Here is an 18,375-nt window from a genome sequence, read left to right as displayed (position 1 = left end):
AAAAGAGTCTCAGAATTGAGATTCTTTTTTTTATCGAACACAATATGACCACACAAAATACCCATAAAGATAAAATAGGATTCCAAAGGATCATTGCTGCATTTGGAGTCATTCTTTTCATCGGGAAAATTATAGCCTGGAAACTTACCAATTCTGATGCCGTATTTTCTGATGCTATGGAAAGCATTGTGAATGTCATCAGTGCCTTTATGGGCCTCTACTCTCTTCATCTTGCCGCCAAGCCTAAGGATGAAGATCATCCTTATGGCCATGGGAAAGTAGAATTTGTCACTTCGGGAATTGAAGGAGCCCTAATTGCCATTGCCGGCCTTATGATTATTTATGAAGGAGTACATAGTCTTATTGTAGGGAAAACGCTCAGTAAGCTGGATATTGGAATCTGGATCATTGCAGCTACGGCAGTAATCAATTATCTGCTGGGATACATTTCTATCAAGAAAGGAGAAAGAGAAAATTCTCTGGTCTTGGTTTCTTCAGGGAAACATCTCCAGTCAGATACCATTACCACCCTTGGTGTTGTTGCCAGTTTGATCATAGTATATTTTACAAAAATTTTCTGGCTGGATTCAGTAGTAGCTTTGGCCTTCGGATTTTACATTATTAGTGTAGGATATAAAATTGTCCGTAAATCTTTAAGCGGAATTATGGACGAACAGGATCCTGAAATCCTGCACCAGATTATCAAAATCTTAGAAGAAAACAGAAGAACGGAATGGATCGATGTCCACAATATGAAAATCCAGCAATTCGGTGCTAATCTCCATATTGACGCCCATATTACTTTACCCTGGTATTACAGTCTTCGTGATGCCCACAATGAAATGGAAAAAATGATCCTTCTTTTAGCCAATAATATCAAGCGGAATATTGAATTTAATTTTCATATGGATGACTGTAAGCCCGTGTCGTGTACTGTTTGCCAGATCCAGAACTGCCCTGTCCGGGAAAAAGACTTTATTAAGCGGGTAGAATGGACTTCAGAAAATGTAACAAGTGTAGACAAGCATTGTGCAGAATAGCTCAGCTTTTATCACCTTCCCTGCTTCATCATCTGTTTCCTGTAATAAAACATCGGAACGATCAATAATATAATCAAAGGTTGGATCACAAACCTCCTCATATAAAAAGAAAAAAGATACCCGATCTCAAAATGATCAGAGATACAATATAAATAAATAGGAAAAGCAATGCCGAAAACAATGAGCATCATAACCGCTCCCTGAACTGTCCATTGCCTGTTTCTAAATAACCCTTGAATAATCAGACAGGAAAACACTAAATTTAAGGCAAACCTGAACAGATAACCTGAAATAAGTTTTCCCCACTCAAAGGAAGGAAACATAATATTTTTATTAGCTTCGTGAAAGTAACCAAGAAAAGGATCATAAAATAAGGTATCTTCAAGGATCCTCACCCCGAATAGACCGCAAATACCTATTATGACCAGGCACCAATTAAGCATTTTCATTTTTTAAAGCAAAGAATTTAATCCAGATGAGCCAAAGAATAACGACACTCCCATAGATTACCGCCGGAAAAATAAAATCATGGAACATTTTACCATATTCCTTATGATCTGCCATTACAACATTAAGCCCCACAATCCTCAAAAGGTTCATAATGTACAGTATAACAAGTCCTGTTCCGGCAAAAATAAAAGTTTTTAAACCCTTATAAAAGGCAAAAACAAAAGATACAAAAAGAATCATTACAGAGACAGCGTTACACCCCTCCACCATCCTTGTCGTGTATTGCTTTTTGACATAAAACCAAACCTGTTCGTTTTTTATATCATCATAAAGCTCCGTCGGGAAGTTGATAAGATTTTGCAGATAGCTGACCTGGTCTGCGATAATTCTTGAAAAAGAATCCAGCCCCAAACCTTTTTCACTGTTAAGGTAGGATTGATATGCAAAAAGCAACACCAGATAAATGATGATGAAACGCAACAATATCCCTAATACGGGCTTAAAGTCTTTTAACATAATACAAATATAAAAATTCAACTGTAAATTATCCTGAGTTTGGAATAATAAACTCAAATTTTAATCGTGCAGAACTCCTGATTATTTCAAATATTATAAAATCATCATTAAAACAAGGAAAAGCCATCAAAAAAAACATCAACACTTTCACAAAGCACTTTCTTTCTTGGATTCTCCATCCTTATCTCCAAAGCTTCAGTTCCATAATAATTATCTCTGGTTACCAACTCATGTTAAATTAGTATATTTGTTTCCATATTATGATTTCTGAAAACGCAAAACGATTTTTTGAAAGCCAGGTAGGTAAAAAATCTTCCGAATTCATCACCTTAGCGCAAAGCGGCTCTGCGAGAGTTAATTTTATGGCTGCAACTGATACCGGAAAGTATATTATTACATATAATGAAAACATTTCCGAAAATGAAAGCTTTCTTTACTATTCCAGTATCTTTTCCGGCCTGCACCTTAATACTCCAACCATCTACGCCGTTTCTGAAGACAAAAAAATGTACATTCAGGAGTTTCTGGGAGAACAAACCCTTTCGGAAGTGATTACAAAAGAAAATCTGTCGCCCCGTGTACGGGATCTCGTAAAACAGACTTTGGAAAAGCTGTTTCAGATGCAGGTTCAGACTCAGGGGAAAATAGATTTTTCCAAAACTTTTGAGTACGAAAGTTATGATGAGCTTCCTGTTATTCATGATTTGTACTATTTCAAAAATTTTGTGGCGGATTTCCTGGAGCTGGAATACAATAAATCTGCACTCCTTAAAGAATTCAAACGTATAGCCACCCTTGTAGAAGGACTGGAACCCAAGGGAATTATGATCCGCGATTTTCAGGCAAGGAATATTATGGTAAACGAAAAGAATGAAGTTTCATTTATTGATTACCAGTCAGCGATGAAAGGCCCGTTGATGTATGATGTTATTTCTTTTCTTTTCCAGGCTAAGGCCAATTTTCCTGAAGATTTTAAAAACGAAATGCTCACATTTTATATCCGGCAATTTGAAGACTCCAAAACCAGGATGGAATTGGAAAATGCTGTAAAACCTATTCAAATGATGAGATTCCTACAGGTTTTAGGAGCCTACGGGTTCAGAGGACTGATCCAACGTAAACAACATTTCATATCAAGTGTAGAAAAAGGTATCCAAAATATTACAGAATTTGCCGTTCAATGGGAGCGGATGAAAGAATACCCGGAACTTGAAAAAGTTATTCAACAATTAACCACTGAAAAAACGAAATTAAAAATTAAAGAAATTTTAAATTGAACCATTAGATGCTTTAAGTTATTAAGAATGGTAAGAGTATAGGATAAGGTTACGAAGCCTTACAACAATAAAAGCCTTCTAATGGCATTTTGAAACGATCAAAATCTTAATTAACCTTAAAGCTTAAAATACCTTAAATGATAAAAAAAGAAAAAATGCTACACATTGACATCCACAGTTTTTCATATAAAAAAGGAGGAATTCCCAAAGACCTTACCGGAAACGGTGGTGGCTTTGCCTTTGATTGCAGGGGAATTTTAAACCCTGGAAGAATTGAAGAGTATAAGAGCCAGACCGGAAATGATGCCGAAGTTCAGGAGTACCTGGAAACCCAAACTGAAATGCCAAGATTCTTGGAACTGGTAAAAGCTATTATTTCAATCAATATTGAAGATTACCTGGCAAGAGGATTTGAAAATCTTCAGATCAATTTCGGGTGTACCGGAGGCCAGCACAGATCTGTGTATTCCGCTATTAAAATTGCTGAATTTATCAAAGAAAAATATCCCGAAGGAACTACAGTAAGCCTTCATCATGATGAACAACCTCAACTGAATACATAAGTGATAAGCGACCATTGATACATGACTGTTAACTCATCATTTATTCAAAATGGATCATATCATCACTCATCAATTATTATTTATCACTTATAAAAAATGAAAGCTCTTATTTTCGCAGCAGGAAAAGGTACAAGACTCAGACCCTTTACAGATCACCACCCTAAAGCTTTGGCAAAAGTAAACGGAGTTTCGCTCTTAGAAAGAAATATCCGCTACCTGAAAAGTTTTGGTATCCAGGATTTTGTCATCAACATCCACCATTTCGGCGATCAGATTGTCGATTTTTTAAAGAAAAACAATAATTTCGGATGCCATATTGAAATCTCCGATGAAACCGGTGAACTGCTGGAAACCGGGGGCGGCTTGATTTTTGCTAGAAAGTTTCTCGATCATGGTGAAGATTTTTTAATCATGAATGCTGATATTTTAACCAATATAAACATCAATACATTGGTAGAATATCATAAAAAGATAAAAGATTTTGCTACTTTAGCAGTTTCGGACCGGGAAAGTTCGAGAAAACTCCTTTTCAACGATGATATGGTTTTAAGAGGATGGCTGAATGTACAAACAGGTGAACAGAGACTTGCTGAATTCAACAAAGGTTTTAAAGCCCTTGCTTTTAGTGGAGTTCACTGTATCAACCCTGTCATCTTTGAAAAAATAAAAAGAACCGGCAAGTTTTCTGTTATGGAAGAATATCTGGACCTGATGCAAACCGAACATATTCACGGCTTTCTGCATGACAGCATTCTTATAGATGTAGGAAGACCAGAATCCATAATAGAAGCCGAAAAACATTTTAAATAATTTTTGCAATGGAAATTGATGGAATCAGGGATGAGAGTTTAGTAAATCCGGAACTTGATATTAACGAGACAAAACTACACGACAGTTTCAGACAAAAAACATGGGATGAGACAATTACTAAAGACAGCTGGATGGTTTTCAAAATCATGGCCGAGTTTGTGGATGGCTATGAAAAGCTGGCTAAAATTGGCCCATGTGTCTCTATATTCGGTTCTGCACGATTAAAGCCCGAAAGTCATTATTACAATATGGCTGTGGAAATTGCTGAAAAAATCACAAAATTAGGATTCGGAATTATTACAGGAGGAGGTCCGGGGATTATGGAAGCCGGTAATAAGGGGGCAGCCAACGCAAAAGGACGCTCCATCGGCCTTAATATTGATCTTCCTTTTGAACAGCACTTTAACCCGTACATTAATAAATCCTATTCAATGAACTTTGATTACTTCTTCGTAAGGAAAGTAATGTTTGTAAAATATTCCCAGGGATTCGTGGTAATGCCCGGCGGCTTCGGAACATTAGATGAGCTGACGGAAGCATTAACGCTTATTCAGACCAATAAAATTGGTAAATTTCCCATTGTTCTGATAGGGAGTGAATTCTGGAGCGGATTACTGGATTGGTTCAAAGCAACCCTGTTAAAAGAAGGAATGATTGCTGAAGATGATCTTGAACTTTACAGAGTGGTAGATACTGCGGATGAGGCGGTAGCACACATTAAGGCTTTTTATGATAAATATTCTGTGAATGTAAATTTTTAATTGGCATATTATTTGTGAACTATAACTAGCAAGTATGATTGTAAATCTATTAATTAAGATGAAAAAACTTTTATATATATCAGGAATTTTAACATTTTTTGTGTTAATGAGTTTTATGTATGTAGACTTTTTCTCTTCAATGACCAAGGTGGATTATATTGATGGAAGCAAAACATTGAAGTTTACCACAAAAATGAATACAAGCCATATTTCTGATGCTATTAAAATAAATCCAAACACCGCCGGATTTGAAGCTGAAGTAAAAAAATATGTGAACAATAATTTTGATGTATTTGTCAATGGTGCTCCTAAAACAATTACCTTCACGGGAAGCCAGGTCAGCGGAGAAACTGTATGGGTGTATTTTGAAACCGGAGGCGTTTCAGATATCAGCACTTTAAAGATTAAAAATACAATCCTTTTAAGCTCTTTCCCTAAACAAATCAATCTGGTGAACATTGCCTACAAAGGCAGCCAGAAAACAATGAACTTCCAGAGGGGAAAAGAAGTGAATGAGGTTTCTTTTTAAACTATTAATTTTGTAATATAAAAACCACTGTAAACACAGTGGTTTTTTATTTTTGAAGCACTCTTCATATTCCGTCACACAAGCATTTTAATTATTCTTTATCTTCTTCGCATACATCGATTAAGCGACGTCAAAACTTTTCCGATAATAATCCATCAGCGGCAGCTGTCAATCTTTTCCCGGACTCAATCAAAACATCATTTTTAACTGGGTGCACACCTTTAATAAATTCGATATAAAATCCGGAAATGAAGCCAATTAAAAAGCCGGCTCTTACGACCGGCTTTGCTTTATAAAGACAATAACTGATTATTGTGCTTTTATTTTAAAGTCGTCTACTTCCCATGTAGCTGCAGCAGAGGTTGTAGAAGTGTATTTAAAGGCAATTCTTACATTTTTACCTAAGAAAGCATTCAAATTCACGTTTCCTGAGCCTACCCAATCGCCAAATGCTCCTGAATTGGTGTCCAGTGTGGCAGGAAGTAACGTCCAGTTAGTTGTTGTAACATCACCTGTATAGTTATCCGTAGCATAAACCTGTAAGGCATTTCCGGAATATCTTACATCCGTAGTAAAGCTTACTGCTGCCTTAGTTTTACCTGCTAAGTTTATTTCTTTAGAGATCAGCCAGTCTTCATTGGCAATATTATTATTAGCTCCTCCGGCATTACCATTCATCATAGCATAATAATTAGCTCCGTTTCCTTGATTGGATGTTTGCCAGAATTGGTTAGGTCCTACTTTATTAACAGTTGTCCAGTCTGCACTGAATCCACCTGCTGCGAAATCATCACTGTACACTACCGGAATAGGGGTATAAACACTTCCGTCACATCTTGGCGCATCAAAGTCAATATTTGCTAATTTTGTAATCCATAGCTGGTAAGTTCCGTTGAATACACTTAAAATTGCATATACATCACCCTTTCCTCCTTTTACCTCATAAGCTCCTGGTTTAATCGTTCCGAAGCTTGCCTGCCCGCTAGTTCTCAGAGCAACTGTATTTCCTGAACAATCTTCAAGGGTTCTGTTTGTAACACTGTTACCATCAGTTAACGTCCTACCTAAATCCCCGTCTACAAATTCAACATCTTTAATTTTGATCCATCTTCCAACATCCGCCATTGATAATTGAGGAATTGTTTTTTCTGTAGGAATTACGGCTCTTGCAGCAGTATTGCTATCGAAGAAGTATTTATACATTTCAGCTTCTTCAATCTGCCCGAACTGTGTATTATTATTGAATAAAGCTCCTAGCTGAATTTCTCCGTTGACATTCCTTACATATAGATTTTTCAGCTTGATATTAACGTCTTTTCCTAATCTGAATCTGCTGTCAAGATATAGGTTTGTTTTATTCATGTTCACTCTGATTCCGCCTGTAGCATCTTCTACATATACATATTTATAAAGGTTACCTGTCTCATCGTTAGCTACCACCTGGGCTTTAAGATAATAATCTCCGGTAATCTGTACCCAGTTTGTAGTTCCTGCAGCCAGTTGTTTTACCTCAGCCACTGTTTTAGCGGTCAGACTGCCTGGATTGAAATCACAAGGTCCTGATAAAAGCCCATCTGTACGAGGGAATGATTTCATGTCCAGATCTTCAGCTTTGTTCACATACAGCTGATAAGTAGTTGTATTTCCTGACTGGAATTTACTATAAATCCCTACAAACTTTCCTTTTCCTGAAGGAAGAAGCTGGCTGGCAAAGGAAGCATATCCGCTGTTTCTTACAACGGCAGTTTTTGCATATTTTCCATTTACCCATCCTTCACCGATGGTTTTATCTACAGTTACACCATTTGGAGCGTAGGTAGTACATAAAGCTCTTGCATCAAATTCCACATCATTTACCTGAATAAGACATCCGAAGTACTGGTCATTTGCTGCCGTCATATCGGCAAGTTTCATAATCTTTGGTACAATTTTCCCTTTTGGAGCGCAAGATCTGAAGATTTGTTTTGCAACAAGTTTTTCCGGAATTCTTGACACAGATGTTGCAGAAGTTTCAGCTCCCGTTTCCACCCCAAGTTGTACCAGGCCTCCATAAGTACCGATGGCCAGTCCATTCAGTTTTATATATACTTTTGAACCCTGAGGATATTTAGTGTAGGTACTTACGGCGTCAACACTTATCGTAAACCCTTGTGTAGGATTTTCCAAAGCATCCTGAACATAGATCGTTTTATAGATATTTCCTGTTTCATCCGTAGAAGAAACATATCCTACCATATACAGATCATCAGCTTCATTATCAGGAGTTTCATCTTTAGGGAAAACATATCTTGCATTCTGATATTTTGCTTTTACATCAGCAAATGGCACTACTATTCCTTTTTTATCTGCACAATCATACCCGTCAAGATCAGGCTGATCATACTTATCATCATGCACACAGCCTGTTACTACAAACAGAGAAGTGGCTGCGATAAAAATATATTGTAAAATTGAAGTATAATTTTTCATTGTCATCGTTTTAGAATCTTAAATAAACATTAGTAAAGAAAGTGATTCCTCTGTCATACCACAGTTTTGGCCCAAAATAAGGGGTTGCTCTCTGGGCATCAGCAAGCGCATCACTAAAGTTTACATTTCGTCCTTGTTCAAATCCTCCGGTAACATAGTTTCTGTTATTCAGAATATTATTTACAGATACGCTGACTCCCATTCTGTATTTTCCAAATTGGAAAGACTTACCGGCATTGGCATTCAGCATAAACTGATTATCAAATTTCTTTTGCTTGGTAATAAGTTCTATCAGTTCGGGAGTTACTCCAGGGAAAGGATCGTTGGTTTGTGGATCCGTATACATGTAAGGAGTTTTGTTCAATGCTGAAAAATCAAGGTATTGATCCATTAAGTAGTTGGCAGAAGCCCCTACCCACCAATATTTCGGAGAGTTATATTTTAATCCGAAAGAGAATGCTTTTTGTGGTGTTCCTGCTACTTTATAGCCTTTAACATTAGCTTTCCCCCAAACATCAGTTCCCCTGAACCCGTTAAGGTCATCAAAGGTAGAAACTTCAGGGTTATTGGTATATTTATATTCACCGACACTTGCTACCCCTACAGCACTTAAGGTAGGTGTTACTTTAACATCGAATCCTAGTTCGAGTCCCATGTATCTTTTATTAACACCGCTCATTGCTTCGTTTACCAACGTACTGAAAGAATTTCCTAATGTTCCGTCATTTACATCAGCATAGTATCTTGAAATTTCAGTAGCATTTTGAATAGTAGTATAATAAGCTGATAATCTTAATTTCAGTATTTGCCCTCTCAGGATATAGCTTAAATCATTAGAATTGATCATCTGATTAGTAACCCCCGGTGTTACATAATCAACCATTCTTGGATTGATATAAATTTCATTCAATGTAGGGGCTAAGCTAAAGAACGCTCCGTTATATACAATGAAGTTCTTACCGTTGATCTTATAAGTAATTTTGCCCTTGATTCCAGCATCTAAAGCATCATATACCGCACTCTTACCTTTGGAGTTATCTCTGAATCTCGCAAGACCACTTCTGAAATTTCCTTCTCTGTAAGCTTCCGAATAAGAAGAGAAAACAGAAGCTACTACATTCCACTTATTGAAGTCTATTTCAGATGAAACATTTAATGAATAGTGATTTCTTGTCAGTTCGTAAGAATATTGAGTTCTGTCCCCTTCCCTTACTGTTACGTCTGCATTATCTGCGTCATATTTGGCATCACCGTTAAATGCATTAAGGTTATAAGCAAAGGCAGCTCCTAACAAGTCTTTGATTCTTCTAAAGTTATCAGATTTTAGGTTCTGATAATTAAAGTTGATATTCAATTTCCAGTTATCCTTCAGTCTTGTGTCAAAGTGAGAGGAGAAGTTGAATGTTTTATCTTTATTTACATCTTCTACAACAGTATAAACAGCTCCTCTGGCAGTACCATCCGAGTTGGTAAGATTGAGCCGGTTTGTGTTATACAGATAATTCCAGTCGATCTGTGACTGTTGTCTGAATTCATCAGCATTAAGAAGTCCGAAGCTTGGCAATTTTCTATAATAGGTCGGGTTCGGATCAGAAGCATGGAACCAGTCTAACCTGCTCCTTGCGTCGCTACCAAACTGATAAGAAACGGTGTTGATCCAGTTGGAGTTTTTTCCTATTTTCAAATAGTCCGTTAAGATGAACATAGGCTCAAAAACATTTCTGATTCTTGAATTTCTCTTCTCTCCATCCTGCCATCCCCAATATGAATTGTAGTTTTTACCCATGATGTCATACACTTCCTGGGTATTAGGAGCGTTAGAAGCCCTGTATGTAGGAGATCCGAAAGCCGTTAAATTGATAGAGTGCCTGTCACTGAATTTCTTTTCAATGGACGCAAAATAAGCATATGCATCCTGATAAACTCCATCCAGAATCGCTCTGTCTCCCCATCTTCTGCTTCCTGAAACCGTCACTGCCCAGCCATTTTTAGTAAGACCTGATGAATAGGTAGCCATTGCTCTGTGCAGGTAGCTTCTGTTGGTAAACGAGTAGGCTAATGAGGTTTGTTTTCTATAGCTGGAAGCCCTTGTATTATAATAAACCACTCCCCCTAGGTTACCAAAAGTATATTCTGAAGGCGTAATATTGTCTACATTTTCATAAGGATATCTGGTCACATCATTCAAACCACCCCAGTTGTTGAAATCTATTCTTCCGTCATCATTTTTAGACATAGATACTCCATTGAACACCACATCCTCAAATCTATTGTCTACACCTCTGGGTCTGAACCAATAGGCTCCCAATTCAAAAGCAGAAACATTTTGGAAAGCATCTCTCCCTGAGCTTAAAAGTCCCACAGTAGGCTGCATGGATGAGCCTCCATCTTCAGCATCACTCGCAGCGTCGTCAATGACTATAACTCCTGCGTCTGATCCCAAAGTATAGTTAAGTGTAATCACACCTAAATCTTTTCTCTTCTCATCGGCAGTCACATCAAACTCTAAGATTTTAGAATCAAAATTTGGTTTTGTTACTGTAATAAGATAGTGTCCAGGTTTTAAATCCACAAACTGGAAGTATCCAATTTTATCCGCGGTTGTGTCGTCGCCGGATTGTGCCAGATCTACTTCTGCTTTCTCCAATGGCTTACCGTCCTGGTCTTTAACATACGCATAAACAGTAGTTTGTGCAAAATAATAAGAAGCAGGCATTAACGTAAACAAAGAGATTAGGGATAGTTTTTTAATCATAATAAACTTATTTTTAACTCCTTCTTTATTTAAGGGGCAACAAATTTAGAACTATTTTCATTAACTCAAACAGTTTAAGCTATTTATTCTATTAATTTTTCTTAACCTTTCATCATTATCCTAAAAATAAGCAATAATTTTCATCAATAGCAAAAAAAAGATTTGTAACATGATTTTAATCTTATTCTACATAAAATTAGTAATTTTACCCTCTATTTTTTGAACAGACAAGCATGAAAAAATATGTAATCATGGCTGCCTTATTTTGCTTCGGTTCTGCTTTCTCACAGCAGAAACAGGTAAAGAGGGCTGCTATCGGGTTTCTGAACGTTGAAAACCTTTGGGACACCATCCCTTCTGCAGATTATATTGATGGTACTCTTCCCAGGTCCAATCCTAAATTTCACAGGAGCGTTCCGTTAGATTCTTTAAAGTTTCTGGAAACTACAGAAGACTACAAAGGGGAATGGAGTGATGAGCTGCTGATAGGAAAAAAAGTAATCAGAAAGCAGATCCTGGCTGATGATTTTACCGCCAACAGCCCTAAAAGATGGGGTACAAAATACTATAATCAAAAATTAGCCAATGAAGCTAAGGTAATTTCAGAAATGGGAAGGCAATATACCAATGACACCCCTGCCATCTGTGGATTGATCGAGGTTGAAAACAGACAGGTTATTGAAGATCTTATTAAGCAACCTGCCCTGGCCAGAAGCAATTATGGAATCGTACACTTCAATTCTTATGATGCCAGAGGAATTGATGTGGCTATTATTTATCAAAAGGGAAGATTTTCCGTTTTAGATTCTTATAAAAAGGAAATCAAGATCTTTGACGAGACCGGAAAAAGGGAATATACCCGGGATATTGTCGTTGCCATAGGATTATTAGACGGAGAAAAAGTAGGAATATTTATGAACCACTGGCCATCCAGAAGAGGCGGAGAAGCTATTTCCCTTTCCAAAAGAAATACAGCAGCTACTGTGTTGAAAAATGAAATGGATAAAGTAGCAGCAGAAAACCCGGGAATTAAATTATTCTCAATGGGAGATTATAATGACGATCCGGTAAGCCCAAGTTTAAAAAAATACCTGGGTGCTGTAGGGGATCCTGGTGAATTGTCTGATAAAACACCTTATTATAACCTTATGTACAAATTGTATAAGGCAGGTGTTGCTTCCCTTGCCTATAGGGATGCTCCCAACCTGTTTGATCAGATTATCGTTTCACGAAACCTTTATTCAACTGAAAAAATCACGCCTACCTATACCATTTATAAAGCCGAGATCTATGCTCCTCCTTATCTGGTAAACAAGGAAGGACAGTGGAAGGGATATCCGTTACGTTCATGGGATGGAGACCGGTTCACAGGAGGATACAGCGACCACTTTCCGGCGGTTTCTGTAGTTCAGAAAGAATATATTAAAAAATAAAGTAAAAAGGCACTCTTATTGGAGTGTCTTTTTATATAAATATCAGTGTCATGAAAAATTTTATTTTATTTTTATTCATGCTGTTTATTCCTTTCAGCTGTTTTTCTCAGAACAGCCCAAAGAGTGATAAAGAACAATCCGAAATGAAACCTTCAAAAAATGAAGACGGAGAATGGGACCTTATTGTGATCGACACCCAATTTGATTATTTTTTAAACGCTATCGCTAAACCTGTCAGCCAATATTCCGAGGCTTATCTGAAAACAAAAAACTCCTTCCTGGTCAATGAATGGAATGGGTATTACAACTCCGGAAAATACAGAAATATTATAGAATCAAGGATAGACTATGATCCCCAGGAAAACTACGGGATAAAATTTGAATACAAACTGTATCAGGTTTTTGCTTATGTAAACTGGAAATACGGCTTAAAAATGAAAGGCTTATCAGGAAGTGATGCGATACGATGATGTTAACAGCCATATTATAAATGATATATTAATCTGATCACAAATATTGTATAAAATAAAAGGTCCAGAAAATTCTGAACCTCTTATTTTTATAATAGTTGAAAATTATTTGTTAAATAATTCTTCCACCTTATCCCAGTTTACTACATCGAAAAATGCAGAAACATAATCAGGTCTTCTGTTCTGGTAGTTTAAATAATAAGCATGTTCCCAAACATCCAATCCTAAAACCGGAGTTCCCTTAACATCTGCAACAGGCATTAACGGGTTATCCTGGTTAGGTGTAGAGGAAACAGATACGGAACCGTCATTATTTTTTACCAGCCATGCCCATCCTGAACCAAATCTTGTTTTAGCAGCATCAGAAAAATCTGTCTTGAATTTTTCAAAACCACCATAATTTTCAATAGCAGCTTTTACATTTCCTACCGGCTCTTTGCTTCCGCCCGGAGTTAAAATCTCCCAGAATAAAGAGTGATTGAAATGTCCTCCACCATTATTTCTTACTGCCGGCTTATCTGTTCCTGTTTTGCAGATTTCTTCAATTGTTTTTCCCGCCAGATCAGTTCCTTCAATCGCTTTATTTAAATTGTCAATATATGCCTGGTGATGCTTTGTATAGTGGATTTCCATAGTTTTCGCATCAATTGTAGGCTCCAATGCATCGTATGCATATCCTAATTTTGGTAATTCAAATGACATAATCTTTATTTTTAATGTTATATCCAAAATTAGCCAATATTTAAGGGATTATCAAAAGCTAGGCATTACTTTAATAAATCTTTAACATTGATACATTGATTTAGAATGAATTAAATTTTATTTTTTTATTCCTCATAGAATCAGAAAGTTTTTTATCTCTCTTTCAACCCCTATTCAAAACATAGTTTATTTTCATTTTTGTAACTTACACAATATGAAGTAAATTCTAACCATAGAATACTTCTTTCACGGAATGTTTAACTCAATACTTTTTATTATGAAAATTGGACTTTTTGGATTTGGAAAAGCAGGTAAGGCTGTAGCATCGGTGATCCTTCAAAGCAAGGATCATTCCCTGCAGTGGGTGTACAGAAAAACAAACAGATTAAACAGCAGGGATGCCGCTGATTTCTTCGGAATTGAAAGCAATGATCCTGGCCATTTCTATTCAGAGAAAAAAATAAGTATACAGGATTTACTGGAGCAGCATCCTGTAGATGCTATTATCGACTTCTCATCCCAGGAAGGTATCTACACCTATGGAGAATCTGCAGCTCATAGAAAAGTAAAAATCATTTCAGCAATTTCCCACTATTCTGACAAAGAAGTGAATTTTCTTCATAGACTAGCACAAAAAGCCATTGTATTCTGGTCTCCCAACATAACTTTAGGAATTAATTATCTGTTATATGCTTCTCAGTTTTTAAAAAAAATTGCCCCTGCAGTGGATATAGAAATTATCGAAGAACATTTTAAAGATAAAAAAGGCATTTCTGGTACTGCCATCCGGATTGCGGATGTGCTGGAAGTAAAAGATGAAAAGATCAATACAATCAGGGCAGGAGGAATTGTCGGGAAGCATGAGGTGATTTTCGGATTTCCTTTCCAAACGGTAAGGCTTATTCATGAATCCATTTCAAGAGATGCTTTCGGTAACGGTGCTCTGTTTGCTGCCGAACATCTTGTCAATAAAAAACCGGGCTTCTATAAATTTGAGGATTTATTGCATCCTTATTTCAAAGTATAGAAGCCCGGCTTACATTTAATTTATTATTATTTATTCATTGACATCAGGAACTCTTCGTTATTCAGGGTTCCTTTGATGTTTTTATCTACAAACTCCATCGCTTCCACAGGATTCATTTCAGAAAGATACTTCCTTAGGATCCACATTCTCTGCGAGGTTACTTCGTCCAATAGAAGATCATCTCTACGGGTACTTGAAGCTACAAGATCAATAGCAGGATAAATTCTTCTGTTGGCAATTTTTCTGTCTAATTGAAGTTCCATATTCCCTGTACCTTTAAATTCTTCAAAGATTACTTCATCCATTTTGGAACCTGTATCAATAAGGGCCGTTGCAATGATTGTCAGGGATCCTCCCCCTTCAATCTTTCTTGCTGCTCCGAAGAATCTTTTCGGTCTGTGAAGCGCATTGGCATCCACCCCTCCGGAAAGAACCTTACCCGAAGCAGGAGTAACCGTATTATAAGCTCTTGCCAATCTTGTAATAGAATCCAGCAGAATTACAACATCGTGTCCGCATTCTACCATTCTCTGTGCTTTTGCAAGAACCAGGTTAGCTACTTTTACATGTTTTTCTGCTGCCTCATCAAATGTAGAAGCAATTACTTCTGCATTTACACTTCTTTCCATATCGGTAACCTCTTCAGGACGCTCATCAATCAGCAGAACCATCATATATACTTCAGGGTGGTTTGCTGCAATTGAATTGGCAATATCCTTAAGTAACATGGTTTTACCCGTTTTAGGCTGGGCAACAATCATAGCTCTCTGTCCCTTTCCAATAGGAGCAAACAGGTCTACAATTCTTGTGGATACTGTAGATCCGCTTCCTGCAAGATTGAATTTCTCTTCGGGAAAAAGTGGAGTCAGGTATTCAAAAGCAACCCTGTCTTTAATAAACGCCAAATCACGTCCGTTAACTTCTGTAGGTCTTAATAGTGAAAAATATTTTTCACCTTCTTTTGGCAATCTAACTATACCTTTAACCGTATCTCCTGTTTTTAATCCGAAATTCCGGATCTGAGCCGTAGAAACATACACATCATCAGGAGAAGAGATATAGCTGAAATCCGAAGAGCGTAAGAAGCCATAGTTATCCGGTAATATTTCTAAAACACCTTCAATACTTACCATTCCATCGAAATTAAATTCTTTCTTTGGTTCCGGCTCCTCAGTCTTATCAGAATGCCTGTTTGGGTTCTGATGTTGATTTTGGTGCTGATGCTGGTTTTTATGTTGATTTCCGCCGTTCTGCGGATGATTGTGTCCTTTTGGGGATTTGTTAGCCTGTTGTTGAGGATTATTCGGCTTTTCTTCTGGCTGAGCAGATTCTTGGGATTCTGTGTTTTTAGGAGCTTCTGCTTTCTCTTGAGAAACTTCAGCAGTATTGGTATTGGCAGCAACCCTTTTTCTTTTCTTTTTGGCCTGTGCAGCAGGAGTTTCTTCACTTACTGCTTCAGCTTTAGGTTCTTCAGGTTGTATCTCCTCAGAAGCTGGTGTTATTGTCTTTTCTTCCACTTTTTCCTCTACTTTAGGTTCTTCTGATGGTTTAGCAACCGGTTTGGGCCGGGCTGCCGCTTTCTTGGGAGCAGCTTTTTTTGCTGGGGCTTTCGCAGGTTTTTCTGTGACAGCCTCTTCAGTATTTATACTGTTGGTTTCTGTGGCGTTGAAATAATCTTTTGCAACTTTAGGGTTAGAAGCCTGAAAGTCAAGAATGGCAAAGATCTTATCATTGTCATTGCTATTTCTTGCAACTTTAACGCCTAAATCTTTTAAGATTTTAGTCAGTTCCGTTACGGATTTTGACCTTAACGTTTCGATGTTAAACATACTTAATGTAAAAATGTAATTAATTGTGAGTAAGAAAAGTAAGTCCGGTGACTTTGGTTTTCAAGTACATTGTATAATGCAAATCTACACTTATTTTTGAATTGTGCAAAATTTATGTTATTTTTGCCTAGAATTTAATATTCAATGCTACAGAGAATACAGACTATATGGACATTATTGGCAGTTTTAGCTGCTGTTTTTCTTTTCATCACAGGACAGGATGTTGCTGTTTCGGGTAGTATTCCTGTACTTAATATAAGCTGTATAGTGCTTGTTATCATTGGCGCATTAAGTATTTTTAGTTTCAAAAACAGGAAAAGACAAATTTTGCTGAATACCATCAGCATCATTATAAACGTTTTGTTGATTGGTGTATTGACGTACTGGCTGCTCAGCTTATCCGGAGGAATTGAGTTTCCTGAGAAGGGTATTGAGCCGATCTTTCCATTAGTTGCGGTAATCTGTCTGCTTATGGCAAACATTTATATCCGCAAAGATGAGAGGCTCGTAAAATCTGTAGACAGACTTCGATAGCCTTACAACGATTTTTTGAGTGAGAACAGTTCCCTTCCGGGAGCTGTTTTTTTATTTTTTTTATGGAAATGTTTACTATTCTGGAAATAATATTTTTTTTGTGTACTTTCATGCAACTTTTTCAATAAGAATACGACATATCATTTAACAGAAATCAAAAAATGAAAAAAATAGCTTATCTTTCCTTATGTCTTTTTTCCATGATCACTTTCGCTCAGGAGGTTTCAAAGGAAAAAGTAAAAGATATCTTATCTACCCTGGCTTCAGATGAAATGAAAGGGCGCAAGATCTGGACTCCCGAAAATGAAAATGCAGCTCTTTATATTGCCAGGCTGTTCAAAGAAAATAATCTTGAATACTGTACAGGAACTTCCTATCTCATTCCTTTTGAATATGAAGGCAAGAAAGCCTATAACGTCTGTGGGATCAAAAAAGGGAAATCTGAGAAGTATTTAGGTTTTTCGGGACATTTCGACCATATCGGAACCAGCAACAAAGCAGGTGACAATATCAATAACGGAGCAGATGATGATGCCAGCGGAATCACTACACTGATAGGAATCGCAGATTATTTTAAAAAGAAAAAACCTGAATTTTCAATGGTCTTTATGGCCTTCAACGGAGAGGAGGAAGGTCTTCTGGGTTCACAGGCTATTTCAGAAGATAAAAATCTTGATAAAATTTATAATAACCTGACCGCTCTTTTTAATTTTGAAATGGTGGCCACAATGTCCCAATGGGGACCCAATACTGTGTACATGACCGGGGACGGATTCTCGGATCTGGATGAATTAGTAAATAAAAATGCAGTAAACGGATTAAAAATAAATCCTGATCCATATGCCAGGCAACAGCTTTTTTATCGTTCAGACAATGTAAGCTTTGTAAAAAAGAAAATTATTGCCCATTCATTTTCTACCGTTGACATGACCAAAGCCTCTCATTATCATCATGAAAATGACGACATTAATATTGTGGATTTTGATAATATGACCCAAATTATCAATAATTTCAGCAAAACCATAGAAAAATTAAATCCTCAGAATTTCAATCCAAAATATACTGATCAGGTGAAGTTTAATTAATTTTATCATCATAAAACCGCCGATATGGCGGTTTCTTTTTTTATTATACAATACAGGCTCTTTTCATTAAGCACTTGAAATACCACCAGCTTGTAACAAAAAAATGTTTTTCAGAACATATAAGC

At 36.9% G+C, this 18,375-nt stretch carries 17 protein-coding genes; 11 read left to right on the top strand and 6 right to left on the bottom strand.

The features are described 5' to 3' along the window. Positions 1–44 precede the first annotated feature (44 nt). Positions 45–1,040: a cation diffusion facilitator family transporter gene (locus OK18_RS09265; RefSeq protein WP_050021640.1), complete on the top strand. Its 996-nt coding sequence runs from the start codon at positions 45–47 to the stop codon at positions 1,038–1,040. 11 nt (positions 1,041–1,051) lie between these two features. Here OK18_RS09265 and OK18_RS09260 read toward each other — a convergent pair whose 3' ends face one another. Then, a complete protein-coding gene (locus tag OK18_RS09260; protein WP_053327821.1) occupies positions 1,052–1,489 on the bottom strand; it encodes an exosortase F system-associated membrane protein in 438 nt (145 codons plus the stop codon). After that, positions 1,476–2,006: an exosortase family protein XrtF gene (gene xrtF, locus OK18_RS09255; RefSeq protein WP_053327820.1), complete on the bottom strand. Its 531-nt coding sequence runs from the start codon at positions 2,004–2,006 to the stop codon at positions 1,476–1,478. The genes OK18_RS09260 and xrtF overlap by 14 nt, the downstream gene beginning before the upstream one ends. A 260-nt stretch (positions 2,007–2,266) precedes the next feature. Here xrtF and OK18_RS09250 point away from each other — a divergent pair, with 260 nt between their 5' ends. The 5 genes from OK18_RS09250 to OK18_RS09230 all read left to right on the top strand — a co-directional run bounded on the left by OK18_RS09250 (position 2,267) and on the right by OK18_RS09230 (position 5,946). Continuing rightward, positions 2,267–3,283 carry an aminoglycoside phosphotransferase family protein gene (locus OK18_RS09250; protein ID WP_050021637.1) on the top strand — a complete coding sequence of 339 codons (1,017 nt, stop codon included), beginning with the start codon at positions 2,267–2,269 and terminating at the stop codon, positions 3,281–3,283. A gap of 155 nt (positions 3,284–3,438) precedes the next feature. Further along, entirely contained in the window at positions 3,439–3,846 is a 408-nt protein-coding gene (locus OK18_RS09245) for a RapZ C-terminal domain-containing protein (RefSeq protein WP_050021655.1), read from the top strand. A 96-nt stretch (positions 3,847–3,942) separates the two neighbouring features. Beyond that, positions 3,943–4,656, top strand: a complete 714-nt coding sequence (locus OK18_RS09240) for a nucleotidyltransferase family protein (protein WP_053327819.1) — start codon at positions 3,943–3,945, stop codon at positions 4,654–4,656. Positions 4,657–4,664: 8 nt separating this feature from the next. Continuing rightward, the gene (locus OK18_RS09235) at positions 4,665–5,417 is read left to right on the top strand and encodes an LOG family protein (RefSeq protein ID WP_050021636.1); all 753 of its coding nucleotides are present in this window, start codon (positions 4,665–4,667) and stop codon (positions 5,415–5,417) included. A gap of 58 nt (positions 5,418–5,475) precedes the next feature. Next, positions 5,476–5,946, top strand: coding sequence for a DUF6702 family protein (locus OK18_RS09230; protein ID WP_228377716.1), 471 nt, complete (start codon positions 5,476–5,478; stop codon positions 5,944–5,946). A gap of 309 nt (positions 5,947–6,255) precedes the next feature. On the opposite strand, the gene OK18_RS09225 is transcribed toward OK18_RS09230, so the two are convergent. Then, positions 6,256–8,415: a DUF5689 domain-containing protein gene (locus OK18_RS09225; protein WP_053329337.1), complete on the bottom strand. Its 2,160-nt coding sequence runs from the start codon at positions 8,413–8,415 to the stop codon at positions 6,256–6,258. Between the two features lie 10 nt (positions 8,416–8,425). Beyond that, the gene (locus tag OK18_RS09220; RefSeq protein WP_053327818.1) at positions 8,426–11,170 is read right to left on the bottom strand and encodes a TonB-dependent receptor; all 2,745 of its coding nucleotides are present in this window, start codon (positions 11,168–11,170) and stop codon (positions 8,426–8,428) included. A gap of 233 nt (positions 11,171–11,403) precedes the next feature. On the opposite strand from OK18_RS09220, the gene OK18_RS09215 reads away from it, so the two are divergent. Together OK18_RS09215 and OK18_RS09210 are read left to right on the top strand one after the other, a co-directional pair. Further along, positions 11,404–12,603: an endonuclease/exonuclease/phosphatase family protein gene (locus OK18_RS09215; protein WP_053327817.1), complete on the top strand. Its 1,200-nt coding sequence runs from the start codon at positions 11,404–11,406 to the stop codon at positions 12,601–12,603. A 50-nt stretch (positions 12,604–12,653) separates the two neighbouring features. Beyond that, positions 12,654–13,073 carry a DUF6146 family protein gene (locus OK18_RS09210; protein ID WP_053327816.1) on the top strand — a complete coding sequence of 140 codons (420 nt, stop codon included), beginning with the start codon at positions 12,654–12,656 and terminating at the stop codon, positions 13,071–13,073. Positions 13,074–13,178: 105 nt separating this feature from the next. Here the strand turns inward: OK18_RS09210 and OK18_RS09205 are convergent, their stop codons facing one another. Further along, positions 13,179–13,775 (bottom strand): superoxide dismutase, encoded by a 597-nt coding sequence (locus tag OK18_RS09205; protein WP_050021631.1) that lies wholly within the window; start codon positions 13,773–13,775, stop codon positions 13,179–13,181. A 277-nt stretch (positions 13,776–14,052) separates the two neighbouring features. On the opposite strand from OK18_RS09205, the gene OK18_RS09200 reads away from it, so the two are divergent. Beyond that, positions 14,053–14,802, top strand: coding sequence for a 4-hydroxy-tetrahydrodipicolinate reductase (locus OK18_RS09200; RefSeq protein ID WP_053327815.1), 750 nt, complete (start codon positions 14,053–14,055; stop codon positions 14,800–14,802). A 26-nt stretch (positions 14,803–14,828) separates the two neighbouring features. On the opposite strand, the gene rho is transcribed toward OK18_RS09200, so the two are convergent. Next, positions 14,829–16,631, bottom strand: coding sequence for a transcription termination factor Rho (gene rho, locus OK18_RS09195; RefSeq protein ID WP_053327814.1), 1,803 nt, complete (start codon positions 16,629–16,631; stop codon positions 14,829–14,831). Positions 16,632–16,775: 144 nt separating this feature from the next. Between rho and OK18_RS09190 the strand changes: the two genes are divergently transcribed. Both OK18_RS09190 and OK18_RS09185 read left to right on the top strand, forming a co-directional pair. Further along, on the top strand, positions 16,776–17,165 hold the full coding sequence (locus OK18_RS09190; RefSeq protein WP_053327813.1) for a DUF4293 domain-containing protein: 390 nt from the start codon (positions 16,776–16,778) through the stop codon (positions 17,163–17,165). A gap of 161 nt (positions 17,166–17,326) precedes the next feature. After that, complete coding sequence (locus OK18_RS09185) at positions 17,327–18,250, top strand: M28 family metallopeptidase (RefSeq protein ID WP_053327812.1); 924 nt, start codon at positions 17,327–17,329, stop codon at positions 18,248–18,250. Positions 18,251–18,375 lie beyond the last annotated feature (125 nt).

Source organism: Chryseobacterium gallinarum, from assembly GCF_001021975.1.
Taxonomy (GTDB): Bacteria; Bacteroidota; Bacteroidia; order Flavobacteriales; family Weeksellaceae; genus Chryseobacterium; species Chryseobacterium gallinarum.
This window is presented reverse-complemented; position numbering and strand designations above follow the sequence as displayed.

What these genes read in the sequence shown, in the direction of transcription:
- OK18_RS09265 (WP_050021640.1), top strand. Translation starts at nt 45, where the DNA reads ATGACCACACAAAATACCCATAAAGATAAAATAGGATTCCAAAGGATC.
- OK18_RS09260 (WP_053327821.1), bottom strand. Translation starts at nt 1,489, where the DNA reads ATGAAAATGCTTAATTGGTGCCTGGTCATAATAGGTATTTGCGGTCTA.
- xrtF (WP_053327820.1), bottom strand. Translation starts at nt 2,006, where the DNA reads ATGTTAAAAGACTTTAAGCCCGTATTAGGGATATTGTTGCGTTTCATC.
- OK18_RS09250 (WP_050021637.1), top strand. Translation starts at nt 2,267, where the DNA reads ATGATTTCTGAAAACGCAAAACGATTTTTTGAAAGCCAGGTAGGTAAA.
- OK18_RS09245 (WP_050021655.1), top strand. Translation starts at nt 3,439, where the DNA reads ATGCTACACATTGACATCCACAGTTTTTCATATAAAAAAGGAGGAATT.
- OK18_RS09240 (WP_053327819.1), top strand. Translation starts at nt 3,943, where the DNA reads ATGAAAGCTCTTATTTTCGCAGCAGGAAAAGGTACAAGACTCAGACCC.
- OK18_RS09235 (WP_050021636.1), top strand. Translation starts at nt 4,665, where the DNA reads ATGGAAATTGATGGAATCAGGGATGAGAGTTTAGTAAATCCGGAACTT.
- OK18_RS09230 (WP_228377716.1), top strand. Translation starts at nt 5,476, where the DNA reads ATGAAAAAACTTTTATATATATCAGGAATTTTAACATTTTTTGTGTTA.
- OK18_RS09225 (WP_053329337.1), bottom strand. Translation starts at nt 8,415, where the DNA reads ATGAAAAATTATACTTCAATTTTACAATATATTTTTATCGCAGCCACT.
- OK18_RS09220 (WP_053327818.1), bottom strand. Translation starts at nt 11,170, where the DNA reads ATGATTAAAAAACTATCCCTAATCTCTTTGTTTACGTTAATGCCTGCT.
- OK18_RS09215 (WP_053327817.1), top strand. Translation starts at nt 11,404, where the DNA reads ATGAAAAAATATGTAATCATGGCTGCCTTATTTTGCTTCGGTTCTGCT.
- OK18_RS09210 (WP_053327816.1), top strand. Translation starts at nt 12,654, where the DNA reads ATGAAAAATTTTATTTTATTTTTATTCATGCTGTTTATTCCTTTCAGC.
- OK18_RS09205 (WP_050021631.1), bottom strand. Translation starts at nt 13,775, where the DNA reads ATGTCATTTGAATTACCAAAATTAGGATATGCATACGATGCATTGGAG.
- OK18_RS09200 (WP_053327815.1), top strand. Translation starts at nt 14,053, where the DNA reads ATGAAAATTGGACTTTTTGGATTTGGAAAAGCAGGTAAGGCTGTAGCA.
- rho (WP_053327814.1), bottom strand. Translation starts at nt 16,631, where the DNA reads ATGTTTAACATCGAAACGTTAAGGTCAAAATCCGTAACGGAACTGACT.
- OK18_RS09190 (WP_053327813.1), top strand. Translation starts at nt 16,776, where the DNA reads ATGCTACAGAGAATACAGACTATATGGACATTATTGGCAGTTTTAGCT.
- OK18_RS09185 (WP_053327812.1), top strand. Translation starts at nt 17,327, where the DNA reads ATGAAAAAAATAGCTTATCTTTCCTTATGTCTTTTTTCCATGATCACT.